Source organism: Methanocella conradii HZ254 (genome assembly GCF_000251105.1).
GTDB classification, from domain to species: domain Archaea; phylum Halobacteriota; class Methanocellia; order Methanocellales; family Methanocellaceae; genus Methanocella; species Methanocella conradii.
Window position 1 is genome coordinate 2,293,494 of record NC_017034.1, and the last position, 19,134, is coordinate 2,312,627.

20 protein-coding genes are annotated in these 19,134 nt (G+C 53.9%); 7 read left to right on the plus strand and 13 right to left on the minus strand.

All coding sequences use genetic code 11. The features are described from left to right. Nucleotides 1–2: 2 nt before the first annotated feature. From MTC_RS13210 to MTC_RS12060, 3 genes are all read left to right on the plus strand, one after another. Nucleotides 3–149, plus strand: coding sequence for a YHS domain-containing protein (locus tag MTC_RS13210; protein ID WP_143767154.1), 147 nt, complete (start codon nucleotides 3–5; stop codon nucleotides 147–149). A 33-nt stretch (nucleotides 150–182) separates the two neighbouring features. Beyond that, complete coding sequence (locus MTC_RS12055; RefSeq protein ID WP_014406977.1) at nucleotides 183–2,636, plus strand: heavy metal translocating P-type ATPase; 2,454 nt, start codon at nucleotides 183–185, stop codon at nucleotides 2,634–2,636. 240 nt (nucleotides 2,637–2,876) lie between these two features. Beyond that, nucleotides 2,877–4,541: a glutamate synthase-related protein gene (locus tag MTC_RS12060; protein WP_014406978.1), complete on the plus strand. Its 1,665-nt coding sequence runs from the start codon at nucleotides 2,877–2,879 to the stop codon at nucleotides 4,539–4,541. A gap of 29 nt (nucleotides 4,542–4,570) precedes the next feature. Here MTC_RS12060 and MTC_RS12065 read toward each other — a convergent pair whose 3' ends face one another. The 5 genes from MTC_RS12065 to MTC_RS12085 all read right to left on the minus strand — a co-directional run bounded on the left by MTC_RS12065 (nucleotide 4,571) and on the right by MTC_RS12085 (nucleotide 9,460). Beyond that, nucleotides 4,571–4,858: a SemiSWEET family sugar transporter gene (locus MTC_RS12065; protein WP_014406979.1), complete on the minus strand. Its 288-nt coding sequence runs from the start codon at nucleotides 4,856–4,858 to the stop codon at nucleotides 4,571–4,573. A 477-nt stretch (nucleotides 4,859–5,335) separates the two neighbouring features. Beyond that, the gene (locus MTC_RS12070) at nucleotides 5,336–6,052 is read right to left on the minus strand and encodes a transposase (RefSeq protein ID WP_143767155.1); all 717 of its coding nucleotides are present in this window, start codon (nucleotides 6,050–6,052) and stop codon (nucleotides 5,336–5,338) included. Nucleotides 6,053–6,777: 725 nt separating this feature from the next. Further along, nucleotides 6,778–8,061, minus strand: coding sequence for an ArsB/NhaD family transporter (locus MTC_RS12075; protein ID WP_014406980.1), 1,284 nt, complete (start codon nucleotides 8,059–8,061; stop codon nucleotides 6,778–6,780). Then, nucleotides 8,058–8,870: a prephenate dehydratase gene (pheA, locus tag MTC_RS12080; protein ID WP_014406981.1), complete on the minus strand. Its 813-nt coding sequence runs from the start codon at nucleotides 8,868–8,870 to the stop codon at nucleotides 8,058–8,060. Before pheA ends, MTC_RS12075 begins: the two co-directional genes overlap by 4 nt. A gap of 47 nt (nucleotides 8,871–8,917) precedes the next feature. After that, a complete protein-coding gene (locus MTC_RS12085) occupies nucleotides 8,918–9,460 on the minus strand; it encodes a PadR family transcriptional regulator (protein WP_014406982.1) in 543 nt (180 codons plus the stop codon). 239 nt (nucleotides 9,461–9,699) lie between these two features. Between MTC_RS12085 and MTC_RS12090 the strand changes: the two genes are divergently transcribed. After that, complete coding sequence (locus MTC_RS12090; protein WP_014406983.1) at nucleotides 9,700–10,608, plus strand: presenilin family intramembrane aspartyl protease PSH; 909 nt, start codon at nucleotides 9,700–9,702, stop codon at nucleotides 10,606–10,608. A 31-nt stretch (nucleotides 10,609–10,639) separates the two neighbouring features. On the opposite strand, the gene MTC_RS12095 is transcribed toward MTC_RS12090, so the two are convergent. Beyond that, a complete protein-coding gene (locus MTC_RS12095) occupies nucleotides 10,640–11,626 on the minus strand; it encodes an NOG1 family protein (protein ID WP_014406984.1) in 987 nt (328 codons plus the stop codon). A 138-nt stretch (nucleotides 11,627–11,764) separates the two neighbouring features. Here MTC_RS12095 and MTC_RS12100 point away from each other — a divergent pair, with 138 nt between their 5' ends. Next, nucleotides 11,765–11,959, plus strand: coding sequence for a hypothetical protein (locus MTC_RS12100; RefSeq protein ID WP_048189414.1), 195 nt, complete (start codon nucleotides 11,765–11,767; stop codon nucleotides 11,957–11,959). Here MTC_RS12100 and MTC_RS12105 read toward each other — a convergent pair whose 3' ends face one another. After that, entirely contained in the window at nucleotides 11,960–12,574 is a 615-nt protein-coding gene (locus tag MTC_RS12105; RefSeq protein ID WP_237705919.1) for a hypothetical protein, read from the minus strand. It lies immediately after the preceding gene. Nucleotides 12,575–12,788: 214 nt separating this feature from the next. Between MTC_RS12105 and MTC_RS12110 the strand changes: the two genes are divergently transcribed. Continuing rightward, nucleotides 12,789–13,349: a S26 family signal peptidase gene (locus tag MTC_RS12110; protein ID WP_014406987.1), complete on the plus strand. Its 561-nt coding sequence runs from the start codon at nucleotides 12,789–12,791 to the stop codon at nucleotides 13,347–13,349. A 4-nt stretch (nucleotides 13,350–13,353) separates the two neighbouring features. Here the strand turns inward: MTC_RS12110 and MTC_RS12115 are convergent, their stop codons facing one another. From MTC_RS12115 to MTC_RS12140, 6 genes are all read right to left on the minus strand, one after another. Further along, nucleotides 13,354–13,917 (minus strand): flavin reductase family protein, encoded by a 564-nt coding sequence (locus tag MTC_RS12115; RefSeq protein WP_014406988.1) that lies wholly within the window; start codon nucleotides 13,915–13,917, stop codon nucleotides 13,354–13,356. Nucleotides 13,918–13,962: 45 nt separating this feature from the next. After that, the gene (locus MTC_RS12120; protein WP_014406989.1) at nucleotides 13,963–14,817 is read right to left on the minus strand and encodes a PHP domain-containing protein; all 855 of its coding nucleotides are present in this window, start codon (nucleotides 14,815–14,817) and stop codon (nucleotides 13,963–13,965) included. A gap of 135 nt (nucleotides 14,818–14,952) precedes the next feature. After that, on the minus strand, nucleotides 14,953–15,930 hold the full coding sequence (gene ala, locus MTC_RS12125) for an alanine dehydrogenase (RefSeq protein ID WP_014406990.1): 978 nt from the start codon (nucleotides 15,928–15,930) through the stop codon (nucleotides 14,953–14,955). A gap of 44 nt (nucleotides 15,931–15,974) precedes the next feature. Then, on the minus strand, nucleotides 15,975–16,352 hold the full coding sequence (locus tag MTC_RS12130; protein WP_014406991.1) for a desulfoferrodoxin: 378 nt from the start codon (nucleotides 16,350–16,352) through the stop codon (nucleotides 15,975–15,977). Between the two features lie 9 nt (nucleotides 16,353–16,361). Further along, a complete protein-coding gene (rbr, locus tag MTC_RS12135) occupies nucleotides 16,362–16,946 on the minus strand; it encodes a rubrerythrin (protein ID WP_014406992.1) in 585 nt (194 codons plus the stop codon). Nucleotides 16,947–17,013: 67 nt separating this feature from the next. Further along, nucleotides 17,014–18,231, minus strand: a complete 1,218-nt coding sequence (locus MTC_RS12140) for an FprA family A-type flavoprotein (protein WP_014406993.1) — start codon at nucleotides 18,229–18,231, stop codon at nucleotides 17,014–17,016. A 95-nt stretch (nucleotides 18,232–18,326) separates the two neighbouring features. On the opposite strand from MTC_RS12140, the gene MTC_RS12145 reads away from it, so the two are divergent. Continuing rightward, on the plus strand, nucleotides 18,327–19,088 hold the full coding sequence (locus MTC_RS12145) for a V4R domain-containing protein (RefSeq protein WP_048189416.1): 762 nt from the start codon (nucleotides 18,327–18,329) through the stop codon (nucleotides 19,086–19,088). The last annotated feature ends 46 nt before the right edge of the window (nucleotides 19,089–19,134 follow it).

Genomic DNA, 19,134 nt, shown 5'->3' on the forward strand with positions numbered 1-19,134 from the left:
TCATGATCGAGAAGGACCCGGTCTGCGGCAAGGACGTGCCCACCGATAAGGCTATCGTGGTCTTCAAGCTCGGCGATGGCAAGCGCTACCGCTACTTTTGCAGCGAGAAGTGCGCCCAAATTTTCCAGAAGTCGCACCTTGGCCTTTAAATACAATTGTCGCTTAAATAACAAAGAGTAGCCATGGTAGAAGCGCCAGCAAGGAAAATATATCTAAAGATAGCCGGGATGACCTGCGCCTCATGCGTCAAGCGCGTAGAGGACGCCCTCAAGGGATTAAAGGGGGTTTCAGAGGCAAGCGTCAACCTGGCAAACGAGAAGGCGGCCATCGCGTATGATCCGATGAAGGTATCCATTGATGATATGATAAGTGCCGTCAAGGATGCCGGGTACGGGGTGGTCACGGAGACAGCCACGCTCCCAGTCCAGGGCATGACCTGCGCTTCATGCGTCAAGCGCGTAGAGGACGCCCTCAGGGAAAAGCAGGGGGTCATCGACGTGAGCGTTAACCTGGCCACCGAGCGCGTCACAGTCAGGTATAACCCCGAAGAGGCCACGCTTCCAGGGCTAAAGAAGGCCATCATAGAGGCGGGCTATACAGTGCCAGAAATAAAGGCAGAGCGGGAGTTTGTAGACGTGGAGCGCGAGGCCCGACGCAGGGAGATGTCAGACCTCACGGAGAAGTTCGTGTTGAGCGGCATTGCGGCCGCCGCGATAATGGCCCTCATGTTTTTAAGGCCCTACATCCCGATAATCTCCTCGCTGCCCCACGAATGGGTCATGTATATCTCATTTTTATTGGCCACCCCGGTCCAGTTCTGGATAGGCTGGCGGTTCTATAAAGGGGCTTATGCGGCTTTGAAGCATGGCACAGCCGACATGAACGTGCTCATCGCCGTGGGCACTAGCGCCGCATACTTCTACAGCGTAATAGCCACGTTCGCGCCCCGGCTCGTGGCCATCGGCGGAGAGATGCCCGCAACGTATTATGACACGTCGACGATGATAATCGCCTTAATACTCTTAGGCCGGCTGCTGGAGGCGAGGGCTAAAGGCAGGACATCTGAGGCTATCCGCAGGCTGACCGGCCTGCAGGCCAGGACGGCCCGCGTCATTAGGGATAGCCGAGAAGAGGAAGTGCTGGTAGAAGACGTCAAGGTGGGCGACATCGTGGTTGTGAGGCCTGGCGAGAAGATACCGGTGGACGGGGTGGTCATAGATGGCTACTCGTCAGTCGACGAGTCCATGATCACCGGCGAGCCCATCCCTGCCTCTAAAAAGGCGGGCGACAACGTCATAGGGGCCACGATTAATAAGACCGGCTCGTTTAAGTTCAGGGCAACAAAGGTGGGCAGGGATACGGTCTTATCCCAGATAATCAAGATGGTAGAGGAGGCGCAGGGCACCAAGGCACCAATCCAGCGTCTTGCCGACAGGGTGGCCGCAGTTTTCGTGCCCATCGTGATGGCGCTAGCCATACTCACATTCCTGGCGTGGTACTTTCTAGGCCCGCAGCCTGCCTTTCTAATGGCTTTACTGAACTTTATATCGGTTTTAATAATCGCCTGCCCCTGCGCCATGGGCCTGGCCACACCCACGGCCATCATGGTCGGCACGGGGAAGGGCGCCCAGTACGGCATCCTCATAAAGGGCGGCGAGAGCCTTGAGAACGCCCATAAAATCAATACCATAGTGCTCGATAAGACGGGGACCATCACGAAGGGGAAGCCGTCACTGGTGGACGTAGAGCCTGTGCCAGGCTTCAGCGTGAGCGAAATAATACGTTTCGCCGCCTCCGCTGAGAAAGGCTCTGAGCATCCGCTGGGCGAGGCGATCGTGAAGGACGCCCAAGAGCGCGGCATACCATTAACAGAGGCCACGAAGTTCGACGCCATCCCTGGCAAGGGCGTCGTCGCGGAAGTGGAGGGACATATAGTCATGGTGGGCAACTCCAGCCTGATGGAGTATGAGGAGGTGCCACTTGATGAGATGGAGGGGGCTTTCGAGAGGCTTTCCGCCGAGGGTAAGACTCCGATGTACGTCTCTGTTGATGGGAAGCCGGCCGGCGTGGTCGCCGTGGCTGATACTATAAAGGAGGGGTCACGGGAGGCCATAGCCGAGCTTAAAAAGCTTGGAATCGAGGCCATCATGGTCACCGGCGATAACCGAAGGACTGCGGAGGCCATCGCCAGGCAGGTGGGCATCGAAAAGGTGATGGCCGAGGTGCTTCCTCAGGATAAGGCTGAAGTGGTCAGGAAGCTTCAGTCCGATGGCAGGATAGTGGCCATGGTGGGCGATGGCATCAATGACGCCCCCGCCCTTGCCCAGGCCGATACAGGTATAGCCATAGGCACAGGCACGGATATAGCCATAGAGTCCTCTGATATAACCCTTATGAGTGGCGACCTGAGGGGCGTTGTGACTGCCATCAAGCTTAGCCGTGCCACCATAAGGACAATACGCATGAACCTGTTTTGGGCTTTCATCTACAATATAATCGGCATCCCCATAGCCGCGGGAGTCCTCTATCCATGGCTTCACCTGCTCCTGAACCCAATAATCGCCGCCGCTGCCATGGCCTTTAGCTCTGTTTCGGTGGTCTCTAACTCGCTGTTGCTTAACAGGTTTAAGCCATGATAAGTAGAGGTATCATTGCATGGTTAGACGCCTCATCTTTTTCTAGAGACTAAATGGGATGCGCCGCGCGGAGCGCTCTAGTAAAGAGCAAAGCGAAGCCCACATTTAGCCTCAAATAAAAAATCTATCAGCCCGACCATAGTTTAAATAATTCAATATGACTAGAAATTTTTTATTATTTATACTTCACGGAAATCTTTATGTGCAAGAAGAGAGTAGCCTACTGGCGGTGAAACTATTATGAGCGATGTGTACGCCAATTCCAGGTCAACTACGGACACGGCCGTCCGCAAGAAAGACGTCAACCCGACGAGCGGCATGTGCCCTATCTGTATCAAAGACTGTAAGATATTATGCGAGGTGGGCAAGTCTGCCCTAAGAGGTCGAGAGGTACTATATCCTGACACAGAGGCGTTCGGGCACTCCACGGCATCTTCAAACAAGGATTATGGCCTTGACTGGTCCGACTTCCAGATATTGACTGATGTGATGGGAGCCCGGGGCATCGAGCCCGATCCGGATAAGGCAACCTTCCCTGCAGTGGATATAAGGACGAAAGCAGGCGGCGTGCCATTGGAAGTCCCGGTGTTCACGGCGGGCCTTGGCTCAACTGCGGTGGCGAAAAACTACTGGGACGGCCTGGCGGTCGGAGCGGCCATCTCCGGCTCGATGCAGGTCATCGGGGAAAACGTGTGCGGCATGGACATGGACGCCGTCATAACGAACGGCAAGGTAACCAAGTCGCCAGACCTGGACTACCGCGTCAAAAAGTACCGGGAGTTCTGGGACGGCAAGCATGGCGACATAGTCGTGCAGACGAACGTAGAGGACCAGAGGCTAGGAACTGACGTGTACGCCCTCTCCAGGCTGGAGGTCAACGTAATCGAGAGGAAATGGGGCCAGGGCGCCAAGGCGATCGGCGGCGAGGTGAGGATATACGACCTCAAGAAGGCCATCGAGCTTAAGAAGAGAGGCTATGTAGTCATTCCCGATCCGGAGGACCCCGCTGTCCAGAAGGCCTTTAAGGACGGCGCTTTCAAGACCTTCGAGAGGCACTCGAGGGTGGGCTTCCCCCAGTTCGAGGGGTTCGTCGAGGACGTAGAGTGGCTGCGCGACCAGGGCGCTAAGAAAGTATTCCTGAAGACAGGAGCGTACAGGCCCGCGGCAACGGCTTTCACCCTCAAGTGCGCTTCTGCGGCCCACGTCGACCTGCTAACCATCGACGGCGCGGGCGGCGGCACTGGCATGAGCCCTGTCCCGATGATGAACGATTGCTCCACGCCTACCGTTTATCTGGAGGCGCAGGTGATGAATTGCGTCAGGATCATGAAAGAGAACGGCATGTATGTGCCCGATATCGCATTCGCGGGCGGCTTCGTGAACGAGACCCAGATATTCAAGTCGATGGCCATGTCCGACCTGGGCACCGGCCCAACCGTCAAGGCGATAGCGATGGCCAGGGCGCCGATAACGGCCGTCATGAAGTCGACCTACTTTAACGAGCTGGCGAAGAAGAACGACCTCCCCGCGGGCTTCGCCAAGGCCTACACGTCTGACCCCACCAAGTTCATGATAGCCTACAGCGATCTGGAAAAGAAGTACGGCGACGACGTCAAGAAGATACCGGTTGGAGCCATAGGCCTGTACACCTACTGGCATGACCGCATCGCCGTCGGCCTCCAGCAGCTGATGGCTGGCTGCCGCAAGTTCAAGCTCGAGTGCATATCGAGAAACGATATCGCGTCCATCTCCGAGAGGGCTGCGAGGGTCACCGGCATACCGATGATATCAGATGTCGAGTCGGACCTTATGTCGCGCATCCTGCTCGACGGCTCGGGCGGCGACGTGAACGTGAAGTCGATGTCTAAGAAGGAGCAGGTAGCCATCAAGAGCAGGATACAGTAAGCAATCTGGTACCCACCATCGGGTACCAATTACCTATTTTTACTATCATAGTAGAGCTTAAGTAATAATAGCTCCGAGTTTGTCATCGTGGCATAAAGGTTTAATATGAACACTATAGGGTCCCTGATGCCGTAGCCGTATACGGTGAGGCAGAAAGACCCCGCTATGAGGATTAATACGTAATAGGCGGAGATGTCCCGTGCGCTTTTCGTGCTCAGCATGCGGTAGCACTGGGGGAGGAAAGCGAACGATAGCAGGATGCTGCCTATTATCCCGAAGGCCGTCAATTCGAGTATTGCCATTATTACACAAGCCATGGTAGTTAGTGGCTGTAAAATATAATAGTGTTTTGGTTTACTAACCACAGAGGACGCATCGGGTAATAACCATAGAGGACACAGAGGCTTTAATATTAACCACAGAGGGTATACAGAGAACATTCACCACAGAGGCCACAAAGGACACAAAGAGAATATTAACCACGGAGGTTCACAGAGGCCACAGAGGCTTTAATATTAACCACAGAGGGTATACAGAGAACATTCACCACAGAGGCCACAAAGGACACAAAGGACACAAAGAGAACATTCACCACAAAGGACACCAGTAGTTACGATGTTTTCTAGTGGGTTGTTGGGTGATGGTTTGGGTTTTTTCTTTTTTGTGTGTATTTTAGTGGTGGTCGTGGTGGTGTTTGTAAAAGGAGTGTTATGGTTTGGTCTGCTTTTGTTTTCTGGTTAGGTCGATAGCGTTCGCTGGGAGTGTGTGTGGTTTTATCGTCTAACTGGTTGTTACTAGCCACGTTCTTTCTCCTTGTTCTCCCACGTCTCATCTTCCAGGACTAGGATGTGTCCTAGCATTCTTTTAAAAGCTTTCATGGTCATGTACACGGGCATTGTTTTTACGAGGAGTTTCCAAAGGTTGGCGAGTATAAGGCTGATAGTCTCTAATAAGAGCCGGTAGGCCATGCTGGTGCTGCTCGTAACCGCGTCCACCATGTTCTTAGCGAGACAATTCTCGATGTTCCACCGGTAGGGGTAGTGGACTTTTACCATGACGTCTTCGATGTTGCTCACATAGGCATAGTACTCGTTGCATGGGTCGTACTGGAAGTGCATCTTCACCACCAGGTCTCCCCCAGTCCCACTCTTCATCAAATAATCCTTAACCATTACACCGTCGAGGACTGACTCCTTGTACAGTTCGTCTGTTCTACTATTCAACTTGTAGGGGGTTAAAAAGTTCATGCCCCTAGCTTCTATAACGTTGTAAACGTCCACACTGCAGAAATAACGGTCCATGAGCACCAATCCTGGAGAGCAGGGCAGTCTCTCCAAGAGTTTTTCTACCATGATAGCGTTGGTAGCCCCTTGCTCGTAGGGCTGGATGGCGAGGGCGAGGAAGCTACCCCGCCCGGTCAGGCCACAAACCCCGTACCTGAGACACCTCTTCATCTTATCCCCTTTCAACACGTTCACCGTGTACATGTTCTTCCGACCATTGTAAGCCACATCGTGGAAATCAATACTCAGGTCATGATTCTACGAGCAGGTCTTCAAGGCTATCCGGGCGGACAAGGCGAGCAACACGTTACACTTTTCAACCACCTCACCCTGGGTATCCGTCCGAGTTTAAGCGCCACGTCAGGGCTCATAGCCTTATGGCACAAAAAATCCTCGATACTCGTACAATCCAACGAACACCCGACCAGGTATAACAGTCTTTTACCCATCCCTTATACTCAAATGAAACAGTTTGGAGAACTTCCTGGATAAAGGTTTTAAACTCTTCGAACAAAACACCCCTTCAGGGGCTATTAGCCTGGATGATGCTACTAGTTTCATAACCTAAACAAGCAGCCCAAAAGCTAATAGCCCTTAGCTTCCTAAACCACCACAACCCCCTAAAACACAACCACCAACACACCATCGTAACTACTGGACACAGAGGATTTTTGTTTCCTAAAGGGGGGCTAGTCGCCCCCCTCGGAGACCCCCTTTAACAGCTCAATCATTTGATATACCATTATTTAGTATAATAAATGGAAGATAAATGGAAGACACACAATAAATAAAAAGAATCTCATTTATAATAGATAGAAAGAGGGTCTCTCAGGGGGCGACTAGCCCCCCTTTAGTAATAAAAGCCTCTGTGGCCTCTGTGAACCTCCGTGGTTAATATTCTCTTTGTGGCCTTTGTGGCCTCTGTGGTGAATACCCAATGTATCCTTTGTTGTTTAGATGCAGAGTTCGAGGGCGAGCACCATAGCAGAGGAGAAGATAACCACGGGCGTCACGATAAGGCCCGTCTTAATGAACTCAGACACACCAGTACTCCATTTCTCAGCCTTAGCGCACTCCAGCCAGAGTATGCCTGCTAAGGCACCAGTGATGGTGATATTAGCACCCAGGTTGCTGCCTATCACCAGCGAGTACGCCATTGCCAGCGCCATCTCCGGGGTGGCCGCAATGCCCGAAGTGATCGGCACCATCATGGCGGTCATGGGGATGTTATTCACGACGTTACACAGGAAGGCCGAAGCCATGGATATGAAGAAAGTGGTATAAACCGGGTTCTGGCCCACAATAGATAGGATGACGCCGCCGACGATGGCGTTCACGCCGCTCACCTCAAGCCCCTTCACAACTATAAAGAGGGATAACACGAAAACGACCACCCTCCATGATATGCGCCTCGTCCTCATGACCGGCTTTCTCTCCGCAATGTAGATGGCAAGGGCCCCTATTGTGGTAACCACTGAAAGGGGAAGGGTGAGCCAGTTTGCAAAGCCACACCCGATAAGGACGAGGACGAGCGCCGCAAGCCCAACCGCCACCATCGGCCTATCCTTGATTAGCTCCCTGGCGTTTACATCGCACGACATCGGATAGGTGCCCCTTACCTCATCCTTAAACATGTAATAAAAGATGACGAAGTTCACGATAATGGCCGCCATCGTGGGCAGGAACATGTACACGGTAAAGTCGAAGTACCCGAGCTTGAAGGCGTCCCCTATAAGTATGTTGGTCAGGTTGCCTATGTATAGGAACATTGAGGCGATGTTCGCGGCGAAGAAGAAAGAGTACATGAAAGGCTTCGCGTCAAGCCCCGCCCTCCGGCAGAACTTCAGGATGATGGGCGTGAGGGTGAGGATGGCTATATCATTAGAGGTGAACGCCGTTATGAAGCACGTCACTGCATATGTATAGGTGAACAGCTTTTTCTTATCCCCTCCAGCCAGGTGCATGGCCTTGACCGCGCAATACTCGAAGAACCCGTAATCGTCGAGGAACGTGCTTATGACCATTAATTCTATGAGCATGAGGACGACATTCCAGGTGGTCACAAGGGGGGTGCCATACTCGGTTGAGAACCCCAGGGCCTCCAGGATGTGGTGTGGCTGCAGGAAGAGGGACATTAACACGGCCCCCAACAATGCCCCTGTGGCCTCGTTCAGCTTCCACGGCCTCACCATTATCAAAAAATACGTCAGGATGAATACGACGATCTCGCCTATCATGCGATATCTGCCCTTGGATATGAGCCCAGCACCTTGAGCGTAGTGCATTTATCCTTCAAGGCAGATATAGCTTCCCTTAAAAGGGCGTCGTCCCTATGGCCTTCCACGTCGATAAAAAACCAATAGTCGCCCAGCAATTTTTTTGATGGACGGGACTCAATCCTTGTCATGTTGATCTGGCGGTGGGCGAACTCTCCTAAAAAGTCGTATAAAGCTCCAGGCCGGTCCCTGTCGAGATAGACTGCGAGGGAGGTTTTATCGTGGCCCGTGGGCGCGGCCTCCTTCCTGCCCAGGACTATGAACCTCGTATAATTATTAGGGTGGTCCTGGATGCCCTCCTTCAAGACTTTAAGCCCGTATTTTTGGGCGGACTCGGAGCAGCCTATGGCGGCCATCTCCGGGAACTCCTGGGCCAGCCGTGCCGCATGGGAAGTGCTGCCGGTCGTCCTGACCTCAGCTCCGGGGAAGTGCTCATGTATGTAGTGGCGGCACTGGCCGAGGGCTTGAGGATGGGATACTATTATCCTGATATTCTCTAAAGACCCCCTGGACATGAGGCACTGCTTTATAGGAAGTATCACCTCGCCAATGATGGGCGAGCTAATGTCAAGCAGGAGGCCCATGACCGCCCCTACCGGGCCTTCCAGCGAGTTCTCGATGGGCAGGATGCCCTCGTCGCAGGCGCCTTCTTCTACGGCTATAGCCACCGACTCCATGTCGTCCATAAATATTAGATCAGCGTCTCGCGACCACTTCCTGGCGGCCATTTCCGAGAACGTGCCCTCAGGGCCTAATAAGCATAGCTTCATCATGATAATATTGGAAACACGGCATATTTAACCTTGATGAGAAAAGGCTAGGCCTGAGGCCTCAGGGTGCCTGCCCCGCCTACGCTTTTCATCGCCTCTTCATACTCCCTATTAATGCGGGCTTGCTCGGCGTCAACGAACGCCTTCAGCTTGGCCAGGGCCTTAAGCTTCTGGTCGGGATCGAGGTTGTTCATAAGCGCCTTCCCCTTCTTCGTGAGCAGAATCGTCAGATGGTCGGGGTTCACTCTTTCTGCTTCCAGCAAAGATGATATGAAGGCGTTTATGAACGACTCGAAATCCCTCTCGCTCTCTTCCAGGAGCGCTACTCCTTTTTCGGCTATTTTGTATACGCGTCTTGCCCTCTCCCCGTCCTTCTCTTCCCATGAGGTGATGTAGCCATTTTCCTCAAGGCTGTTTAGAAGCTTGTAGATGGCTGAGTGGGATGGCTTCCAGTGGCCTTGGGTGTGGCGCTCTATGTCCTGCATGAGCATGTACCCGTGCTTGGGCGTCGTGCGGAGAAGCATCAGCACGAAGTAGTTCAGGCTTGCCCTGCTGGGGTTTTGGAAGAACGTGGGAATGGCCACAGACATAATCGACATTATATATTCTGTTAATTTATATTTTAGTATTACATGTCTTGGAAAAACATATGTGGAGGGGTTTTTTTCACAGGTCGGATAGTTTGACATCACATCTTCTATTTTTAGAGGCCGAATAGCCTCCAATAACAGAACCATCTACCCGACCATTGTTTTTAGCTTATATTCTACAGCACATCAAAACATACATTTATTTACCGTGTGTTCCATAGGGGGAGAGCGTGGTCTAAATGAAGTTTAAAATCGGCGAACTCGTCGTAATAGGAGGCATCGCCTTATTTCTTTTGCTTGTCCAGGTCATCTCGCTCCTCCTCGTCCCGCCCCTGGTCGGATACGACCTCAGGGCCTTCGGAAACCCAGAGAGCGTATGGAATCCTATCTATTACGTCGTCTTCCTACTGCTTTTCACGGTGGTCATGCTTGTCATCATAAAGTATAAAGTGAGGTGGCTCATGCAGGCAATCATGGGGGTAGCCATACTCTCCACCCTCACATACGTCTTTTTTGGCATCGCCGTGCTGGTCGCTCCGTCGGCAGACTTAGTAGTAGTAACCGCCGTGTCCGGACTCGCCTCAATCCTGCTCGCCGCCCTCATAGTTTTTTATCCTGAGTGGTACGTCGTCGATGTTGTTGGCGTGCTCGTCGCGGCAGGGGCGAGCGCACTTTTCGGCGTATCGCTGGCGATCATGCCAACGCTAATACTGCTGGCGCTCCTGGCGGTTTACGACTATATCGCAGTGTATCGGACGAAGCACATGATAAGGCTCGCAGAGGGCGTCATGGACCTGAAGATACCCATCATGTTCGTCATGCCCAGACGATGGGGCTATTCCTTCGCGAGGGCCGGGGGCATGCAAAAGGAAGGGGAGAAGGAGGCGTACTTCATGGGCCTGGGCGACGCGGTCATGCCCACCATGCTCGCCGTCTCGGCCAACGCATTCCTCGACGTGCCCAGGCTCCTGGGCTTCATCAACGTCCCAGCCCTTGGATCAGTGGCCGGCACGCTAGTCAGCTACTTCGCGCTAATGTATGTCGTGGTGAAACTGAAAAAACCCCAGGCAGGGCTGCCATTCCTCTGCACCGGATCCATCGTAGGGTTCCTGCTCGGCTGCCTGGCGGCCGGCGTCAGGCCATTCTAGGGAGTCATCATGGCCCAGCGGTGCCTCGGCATCATCTCTTCTTTCTGGAGGGCGGGAGGCTCACTTCAGCCTCCTTTGCCTCTATCATCTCCACGAGCCTGTTCCTGGCCTCCATGACGCCCTCGCCCGTGAGCGTGGACATATACACGTCAGCCTCCACGGGCTGACAGCCCACATCCACCTTGTTGGCAGCCACGAGAACCGGCATCTTCACGAACCGCTTCACCTCGTTTAAAAGGTTGTGCTGCTCTTCAAGGCTGTACCCACACGTCTCGCTCGGGTCCAGTATGAATAGAACGACGTCGCCCACGTGCATCAGGGCGGCTATGGCCTGGCGCTCTATATCATTACGCTCCTTCAGGGGGCGGTCGAGAAGGCCCGGGGTGTCGATGACCTGGTAGCGCCTTCGCTTATACACGAAATGGCCTATGGTTATCTTCTTCGTGGTGAAAGGATACTGCGCTATCTCGGGCCTTGCTCCCGTGGTGTCCGCGACGAAGCTAGACTTGCCCACGTTTGGATAGCCAGCCACGACTATCGTTGGCTCTTCCTTTATATCAGGCAAATCCTTGAGCTTGTTGCGGGCGTCGTTAAGAAACCTCAAATCATCGTCCACGTCATAAACTATAGAGGATATCCTGCCGTATGCCTGCTTCCTGACGGCAACAGGGTCCTCGCTCTTTCGCATGATGCCCACGTACTTCCTCGATAGCTCCTTTACCTTCGAGGCTGCCCAGTTGAGCGAGGCCAGCGACATCTTCAGCCGGTCGACGCCCACGAGTATGTTGGTCACGTCCCTATAAAAATCGCTCATCTTATCCAGGCTGGGCCAATCGCTGGCGACGTTTCTCAAGTTATCCGCGATGATATTGCCCGCGGTCAGGAGCATGGACTCCTCCAGCTCCCTCCTGTTGGTGACCTCCTTTATCTTCCCCCTGCCCGCCCTGGCAGCCCTCGAGTATGCCTTGTCCAGCAGCTCGTCCGCGGTCGGCACTGTGCGTATCCTCTCGAAAATCATGATCGTCCATAAAGACAAGCTCGAAGTATATATAATTAGCATTTTAACGGGATTTTTAAGAAAAAGTTATATCGATGAGAGGAATCTTAGCTTTGAAGCAATGGAGGCCTTCTCCTGGTAGAAGATAGAGAGATAAACATGGGCGGAGGGTGGAAGATGACCATCCGCATGGACGTGGATAAGTACGGCAAGTCCTTCATAGAGATAGCTAAGGTAAGGAACGAGCGCAAGATAGGCAGGTTCAAGCTAAACCCACGCTACGCTAAGGAGCTGGGCGAGCTCCTTATAGACTTTTCGAAGGAGGCCGAGGCCGCCGGCGAAGGGCCAGAATAGCTAGGCTGCTGGCTGGCGCTTACGGTAAACGCCCTTTTTGCCGGCGTGCTCCACCTTCTCGATGAGGCCTTTCATGAGCATGCGGTCCCTTATCAGCGGGAAATAGAACAGCTTGAAAGTGGGGTATGGGACGCCTATCTCCTCGGCATTATAGCCCTCCTTTAAGGCTCCGACGGTCACGTTTTCGCCCTTATCGAACGCCCTTGAGACCATCTCGAACGCCTTCTCGATGACCTCGGGCTTAACCTTATGGTACCTGTCATGGGCAAGGTACCAGTCTATGTCGGCGTGGACGTCGTAGCCCTCAGGCCCCAGCGCCTCGGGCACTATACGGGCCTTTTTTGGCCTCCCTTTCCTCGCCGGCCTCACCTGTACGCTGGCTTCAAGGCTTTCCACGCGGTCCTGAAGGGCCATCACCCTCTGACGCAGCGCCTCCACGGCGCTCTTGAACTGCGACAGGGAAGTAATCTCCCTCTGCATGCCGCTTTCCATCGCGCTCCTCAAAATGTTATTCAGGTGGGTGGAGAATTTTTCCTCGCCCCTCGTCTTCATGAGCCACTCGGCGACGTCTCTGTCTATGGTGCCGCCAATATGTACCTTCTTGCTGGTACTCATTTTATTTGCCATAAATATCATATAACACTTACTACTTATTTATATAAAAATATTAACATCGGCCCTGGCGCACAGTGATTAACTCGTATCACGATGGGCGAATCATGGGAAGACCTCATTAAAATATCGAGAAAACTTTTCTGATGACTGCGAAAAAATATTAATAGAATGGGAGGGACTCTTCTACAGGTATCCGCTCAAGGAAGCGTGCATCATGGTGAAGACCCCCGACTTCATAAAAAATTTCGAGGCAAGGCACCCGGAATTTTATGGCTTTTTACAGGACATCGCCTTCTCGCTCGCAATAGTGGCGGCCATATCTCTAGCGCTTTATCTGTATGCCGGCACATGGCCCCCGATGGTGAGCGTTAACGGAATAAGCATGTACCCAAACATGGAGAACGGGGACCTGGTCTTCATTCAGGGCCTTAACAGGGGGGACATCCAGACCTATGAGAACTCCATGCTCACGGGCTATAAGATGTATAATAATTATGGAGATGTCATCGTATACGTGCCCTATGGCGACACCTCCAGAGAGTACGTAATCCACCGGGCTATGCGATGGGTGGAAGAGGGCCAGCCCATGTGGAGTGGGGGGCCTCCCGCGCCCCACTCTGGCTACATCACGCTGGGCGATAATAATCACGGGATCTACGACCAGATGGCGCCCTCCATATGTTACGGGGAGCCCGTGAAAAAGGAGTGGATACTGGGCATAGCACGGTTTAAGCTCCCATATCTGGGATACCTCAGGATGCTCATCCCACGATGATCGTCTAGCGGCTCTTCTTATACGCCTTACCCGCCGAGAAAGCGTCGGCCAGGCGCTCGCCAACCCTATAATATTTGCCATCCGAATATATGAGGGGGTCGACCTTCTTGATGTCGGGCGAATCGCCAGCTACGGCTTCCTGCGCCACATACGTTTCCACGATCTCGCCAACGACAAGGACATGGCTTCCGCAGTCCATCGTGTTAAAAAGCTTACACTCTAGATTGACAGGGCACTCCTTAATCATCGGTGCTGTCTTCAGCTTACCGTAGAAGCTCTCGAAAACCCTGGACTTATCAACCCTCGCACCGGTGGTGATGCCACAGTAATCTGCCTCCACGACCTGCCTCGTCGAGGGAACGTTTATGCTGAACGTCTTATTCTCGTTTATTCCCTTGAGCGTATGCCTTGCCTTATTGATGGCGACCGCCACCATGGGCGGAGCCATACACGCTATGCTACACCATGCAGCCGCCATGTAGTTAGGTTTGCCTCCAACGCTCGCCCCCACGAGTACGGTGGGCATGGGGTACATGAGCGTCTTTGGGCCCATAGTAACTTTATCCATAAGAATCTCCTCATTTATATTATCGTCTTTGATAAGATAAAAGTATCAAAGGTCATATAGCCATGTGACGTCTACGCCATACTCTGACGGGTCCATCCCCATCTCCCCGGACCCGTGGTAGTCGGACGCCATCGTCAGCCTCAGCCCATGCTTTTTGGCCTGCCTGGCCGTCCACTCGTTCATCTTGCGCTCCTTATCTAGCAGCTCTCTCATGGAAAGGCCTCCCAGGCTTTCATTCCTCACCTTATAGCGGTACTTGCAAAGCTCTATGGCCTCTCCGCCCGCCACCAGAAACCTCTTTAATAAAAGGCTGGTGTCATTCCCGAAGTCGAACGGGTGCGCCAGCACGGGCACGCCTCCCCACCCCTTTATGTAGGATACGGCCTCCTCCATCGTGACCTCGTACTCGATGGGCACCCATAATTTCGAATCCATGAAGATGCCCATAAGCTCCTTTTCGCTGATCATTATGCCCTGCCTCCTGGCGTTCGCCATCATGCTTTGAAAGACGCTTGGCTTTATCCCGACCGTCGGCTCCCAGCCCGGGTACTTAGCCTCAAAGTGCCTATTCAGGTTCTCCAGGAAGCGCCTATCCGAGTCGTCCCTGGCGTCTGCAACCCTGCGCAGCACCCGCCTCACGTCGCTATTTATGTCGATGCCCAGCCCTACGACGTGGACGCAGCTAAAGCCCTGCTCGTACTTCGTGGTCATCTCGACGCCGTGGACCATTTTGATGCCCATGCCTTCTGCAAGCCTCGCCGCGTCGGGATAGGCGTCAACGCAGTCGTGGTCGGTTATGCTCAGCAGGCCTATGCCGCCCGACGAGGCTGTGACTACCACCTGCTCAGCCGCGTACAGGCCATCGCTATAGTTAGTGTGGACATGGGTGTCTATTAACATGCGCCATCATAGGTCTGCCAGCAGGGATAAAAAGTTTTTAGTGGCCGGCCACCATCCCTCGAGTACCTGCTCTAGCGACGGTAAGTGTGGCCTCACCCGCTGTCTATCGTCGGCGCGAAGCAATGGCGCAGGAAGCTAGAGGCTAAACTCGATCCCCACGTTTTCTTTAAGGGCCTTCTCGTAGACTACGTGGCCCACGGCGACGTCCTGGATGCCCAGGCCGGTCGAGTCGAATATCGTGATCTCATCGTCGCTCGTGCGGCCAGGCACCCGGCCGATGATGACCTCGCCTATGGTGCCAGCAAGCTTTTTTTCATTAATTAGGCCCTGCCTCCAGGGAACGTTTATCTCGCCGCTATGTGAGGCCTGCTCGATTGAGTCCACGAATACTCGGGCCTTAATGGTAAGGGCGGACTCGAGTTCCTGCTTGCCCGGGGCGTCAGCCCCTATGGCGTTGATGTGCGTGCCAGGCTTCACCCAGTCGGCTATCAGCACCGGCCGCCTCGCAGGGGTGACGGTGGCGACTATATCCGCGTCGGCCACTTCTTCCGCAGTCTTGTACGCGCGGGCATCGTAGCCCAGCTCTGCCCTCACCCTCCCCGCGAAGGCGTCGGCGTGCTCCATGTGGCGGCTGTACACCTTTACAAGCTTAACGCGGGAGCCAAACACCTCCCTGTAGGCGAGCATCTGGGTCCACGCCTGGTGGCCGCTCCCTATGACGCCTATGACCGATGAGTCCTTCCTGGCCAGGTACTTTGCGGCGACGCCCCCCGCCGCCCCGGTCCTCAGGTCTGTCAGGCCGCCAGCGTTAATAATACAAATAAGCTTTCCGGTCATTGGGTCGTTCAATAAAAGGGTGGCCATGACGGTGGGCAGGCCCTTCGAGGGATTATCAGGATGGACGTTGACCCACTTGACCCCTGCCTTATTAACGGAGGGCACGTAGGCGGGCATGGCCCTGAAGTCGCCATAGCCCTCGATGTCCAGATATATTTTTCCGGGCATCCTCGTCCTGCCCTCGGCGTACTCCGCAAAGGCGCGCTCAACCGCGCCAATCGCATCCCTCATGGGTAGCAGCCGCCTGGCTTCGGCATCGTTGATAAGCCTGACCATGATATCACACTAAAAGAAAATATAAGCGTTTTTATTATAAAAGCTTAAGACTTCCAGAGCCCGTGGAGGTTACAGTAGGCCCTCACGGCCACTGCATCTCCCCTGGCATCGAACTCCGCCTCGGGCTTTTCCCCGGGCTTTAAAAGCCTTCTACAGGAACGACCCTCTGAGATGGCCTCTATCCATTCGATGTAGTGCTTCTCCTCCATGGGGTGCGGGACCACACCGACCTTAACCCTGATGCCCGCCGCGGACTTTTCGACGACGGGCACGTGCTTTTCCTTGCTGGCGTCCACCGTGTTCTCCTTTTGCAGAGACATGGGCTGCCCGCAGCATATCAGGTTTACCCCGCCACCGGCGTGGACGACCTCGATTATGTTGCCGCAGATGCTGCATTTATATATTGAGTATAGCTGAGCCATGATATCGCCCTAAAATGTCTCGCACATGACCTGGTAGTATGAGCGCTCGTGGTCGCAGGACGGGCACTTCGCCGGCGGCTCGGTGCCGAAGTGCATGTAGCCGCACTTCCTGCAATACCACCAGACAGGCTCCTTCTTCTTGAACACGGTGCCCGCCTCCACCTCGGCGAGCAGCTTAGTAAACCTCTGGCCATGATGCCTCTCCGCCATGGCAATAGACTCGAGGCGGCCAGCGACATCCTTATAGCCCTCGGCCCTGGCCACCTTTGCAAACTCGGGGTACATAGTCGTGAACTCGTAGGTCTCGCCAGCGACGGCCGCCTTCAGGTTCTCCAGCGTGGTCCCCCAGACAGTGGGGGCGGCCGCCTCGACGCGCACCTCATCGTATTTTTCAGTGGCCTTAGCCTTTAGCTGGCCTATCATCTTGAGCAGCCACTCGGCGTGCTCGTTCTCGTTCATCGCCGTGATCTCGAAGACCTCGGCGATCTGCTCATAGCCCTCCTTGCGGGCGGTGCTCGCATAAAAAGTATACCTGTTGCGGGCCATGCTTTCGCCGATGAAGGCTTTTGTAAGATTCTCTATCGTTTGTTTCATAAGCGACACCTATCGATTATTATTTATCTCATCGCATGGTTTAAATCCTTCTCCCTGAAGGGGCTGGTCAGAGGGATTTCACCCTCCTTGCCAGTTCCCGGCCCATTTCGGCACAGCGTTGCAGCTCTTTTTCGTCAGGCCTGTAATATACCTCGAATCCCTCGTTGATGACGTCTATTCCAGCCGCCCTCATGTCAGCCGCCACGAGCTTTATTGCGCCACCCTTGCCGCCGTGAGAGCCGAAGGCGAACCCGATCTTTTTCTTGGCTAGTTTCCCTGGCTCAAGGCCTTTTAGGTAGCTTAAAAAGTCGGCCACGGTCGGGTACATCTGGTTTTGCAGGGTGGGCGACCCAATCAAAACGGCCCTGGAGTCCAGCATGTCCGGCACGATATTGCTGCGGTGCGTGCCCTCTGCCTTGCCGTCCTTGAGCACATAGACCTTGACCTCTACGCCCTCCTCCATGATGCCCTCCGCGAAGGCTTTGGCCATAGCGTCTGTGGAGCCGTGCATCGAGTCGTATACTATCGTCACCTTGTCTTTCGAAACCCCGTTGCACCAGTTCACATAAGCGTTAACGATATCCGCAGCGTAGGAGCGCCATATGACGCCATGGCTCGGGGCGATCATCTTGATATCGATGCCAAGCCTTCCCGCCTCTTCAAGCTTCTTGAGCACGCGGGGCGCCAGGGGGATTATTAAATTGGCGAAGAACTTCTGGGCGTGCCTCAGCGTCTCCTCTTTGCCTAGCTGATCGTCGAAGCGCTGCGAGGATGCGATGTGCTGGCCGAAGGCGTCGTTGGGGAAGAGAATCTTCTCCTCCACCAGGTACGTGAACATGCTGTCGGGCCAGTGCAGCAGTGGCGCTTCCAGGAACGTGAGCGTCCTGTCCCTGCCCAGGCTCAACGTGTCTCCGCTCTTAACTATCCTGAAGTTCCAGTCCGTGGTATCATAATGCTTCGAGAAGCCCTGCCTGGCGTTGGCGGTGCAATACACCGGCGCTCCGGGTAACAGCTTCGTCAGGGCGGGCAAGGTGCCGGAGTGGTCTTTTTCCACGTGGTTAGCTATCAGATAATCGATCTTCTTCGGATCGACGACCGACCTGATACGCTCTAGTATCTGGTTGTCGAATCCCGGGTATGCGCTATCGATCAGGGCGATCTTGTCGCCAACGACCAGGTATGCGTTGTATGTGGTGCCCGGCAGCGTGTATCCGTGATAGTCACGGATGTTCCAATCGATGGCTCCTACCCAGTATACGCCTTTCGTTATTTCTATTGCTTTCATAGGTCCTCACTTATACCATATTGTTCGTATATTCACGAACGTTCTATTATATGCGAACAATAACTATTTGTAGTTTATGGTCTATTGTGGAATGGATGAGACTAAAAAAGATGGATGAGCGGACGGTGGGGCTTTTTGCCACACAGGAAGGCGTAAGCGCGGTGGATAGCCAGGTGCGCATGAATATACTCTCCATGCTCCGCGAGCGGGAGATGGGCTTCGACGAGATAGTGGCATCCACCGGCAGAGCCAAGTCCACCATATCAGTACACCTGCGGAGCCTTGCCGATGAGGGGATCGTGTCGTCCAGGCCCGACCCTGCCGATGCTCGCAAGAAGATATTTTTCCTGAGCTCAAGCTACCTTGGAGGATTATCGAGGCGGCGCAGGATTGAAAAGGACATGGAGGAATACATATCGAAACATGCCCTATCATCGGATGACCCCTTTGAGTTCTTCCGGCTTATGTTCCGCACAATCAGGGTGGCCCTCCTAAGCGAGGGAATAGACCTGGACCCTGTTTTGCATGAGGCTGGCGAGAAAGTGGGGGAAGCCCTGTATACGAAGGTGGCTGACCCTGACCTGAGTAAGCTATTAAGTAGCCTGGCCACGTTCTGGAAGGCGCAAAGGCTGGGACGCATGGAGGTGAAAAGCCTGGAGCCTCTTATAATCCACGTTTATGACTGCTTCGAGTGCCAGGACCTGCCATTTTTAGGCCGGCCAGCCTGCGCCTTTGACTCCGGCATACTTGAGGCCATCTTTTCCAGGCATTATAATAACAATGTGAGCGTAAAAGAGACGAACTGCTACGCCATGGGCGATGGCTATTGCCGGTTTATCGTCGAGAATAAGAAATGAGCATTTTAATTTTCAGATTTGGCCGCTAGCTTATTACTTTCCATTC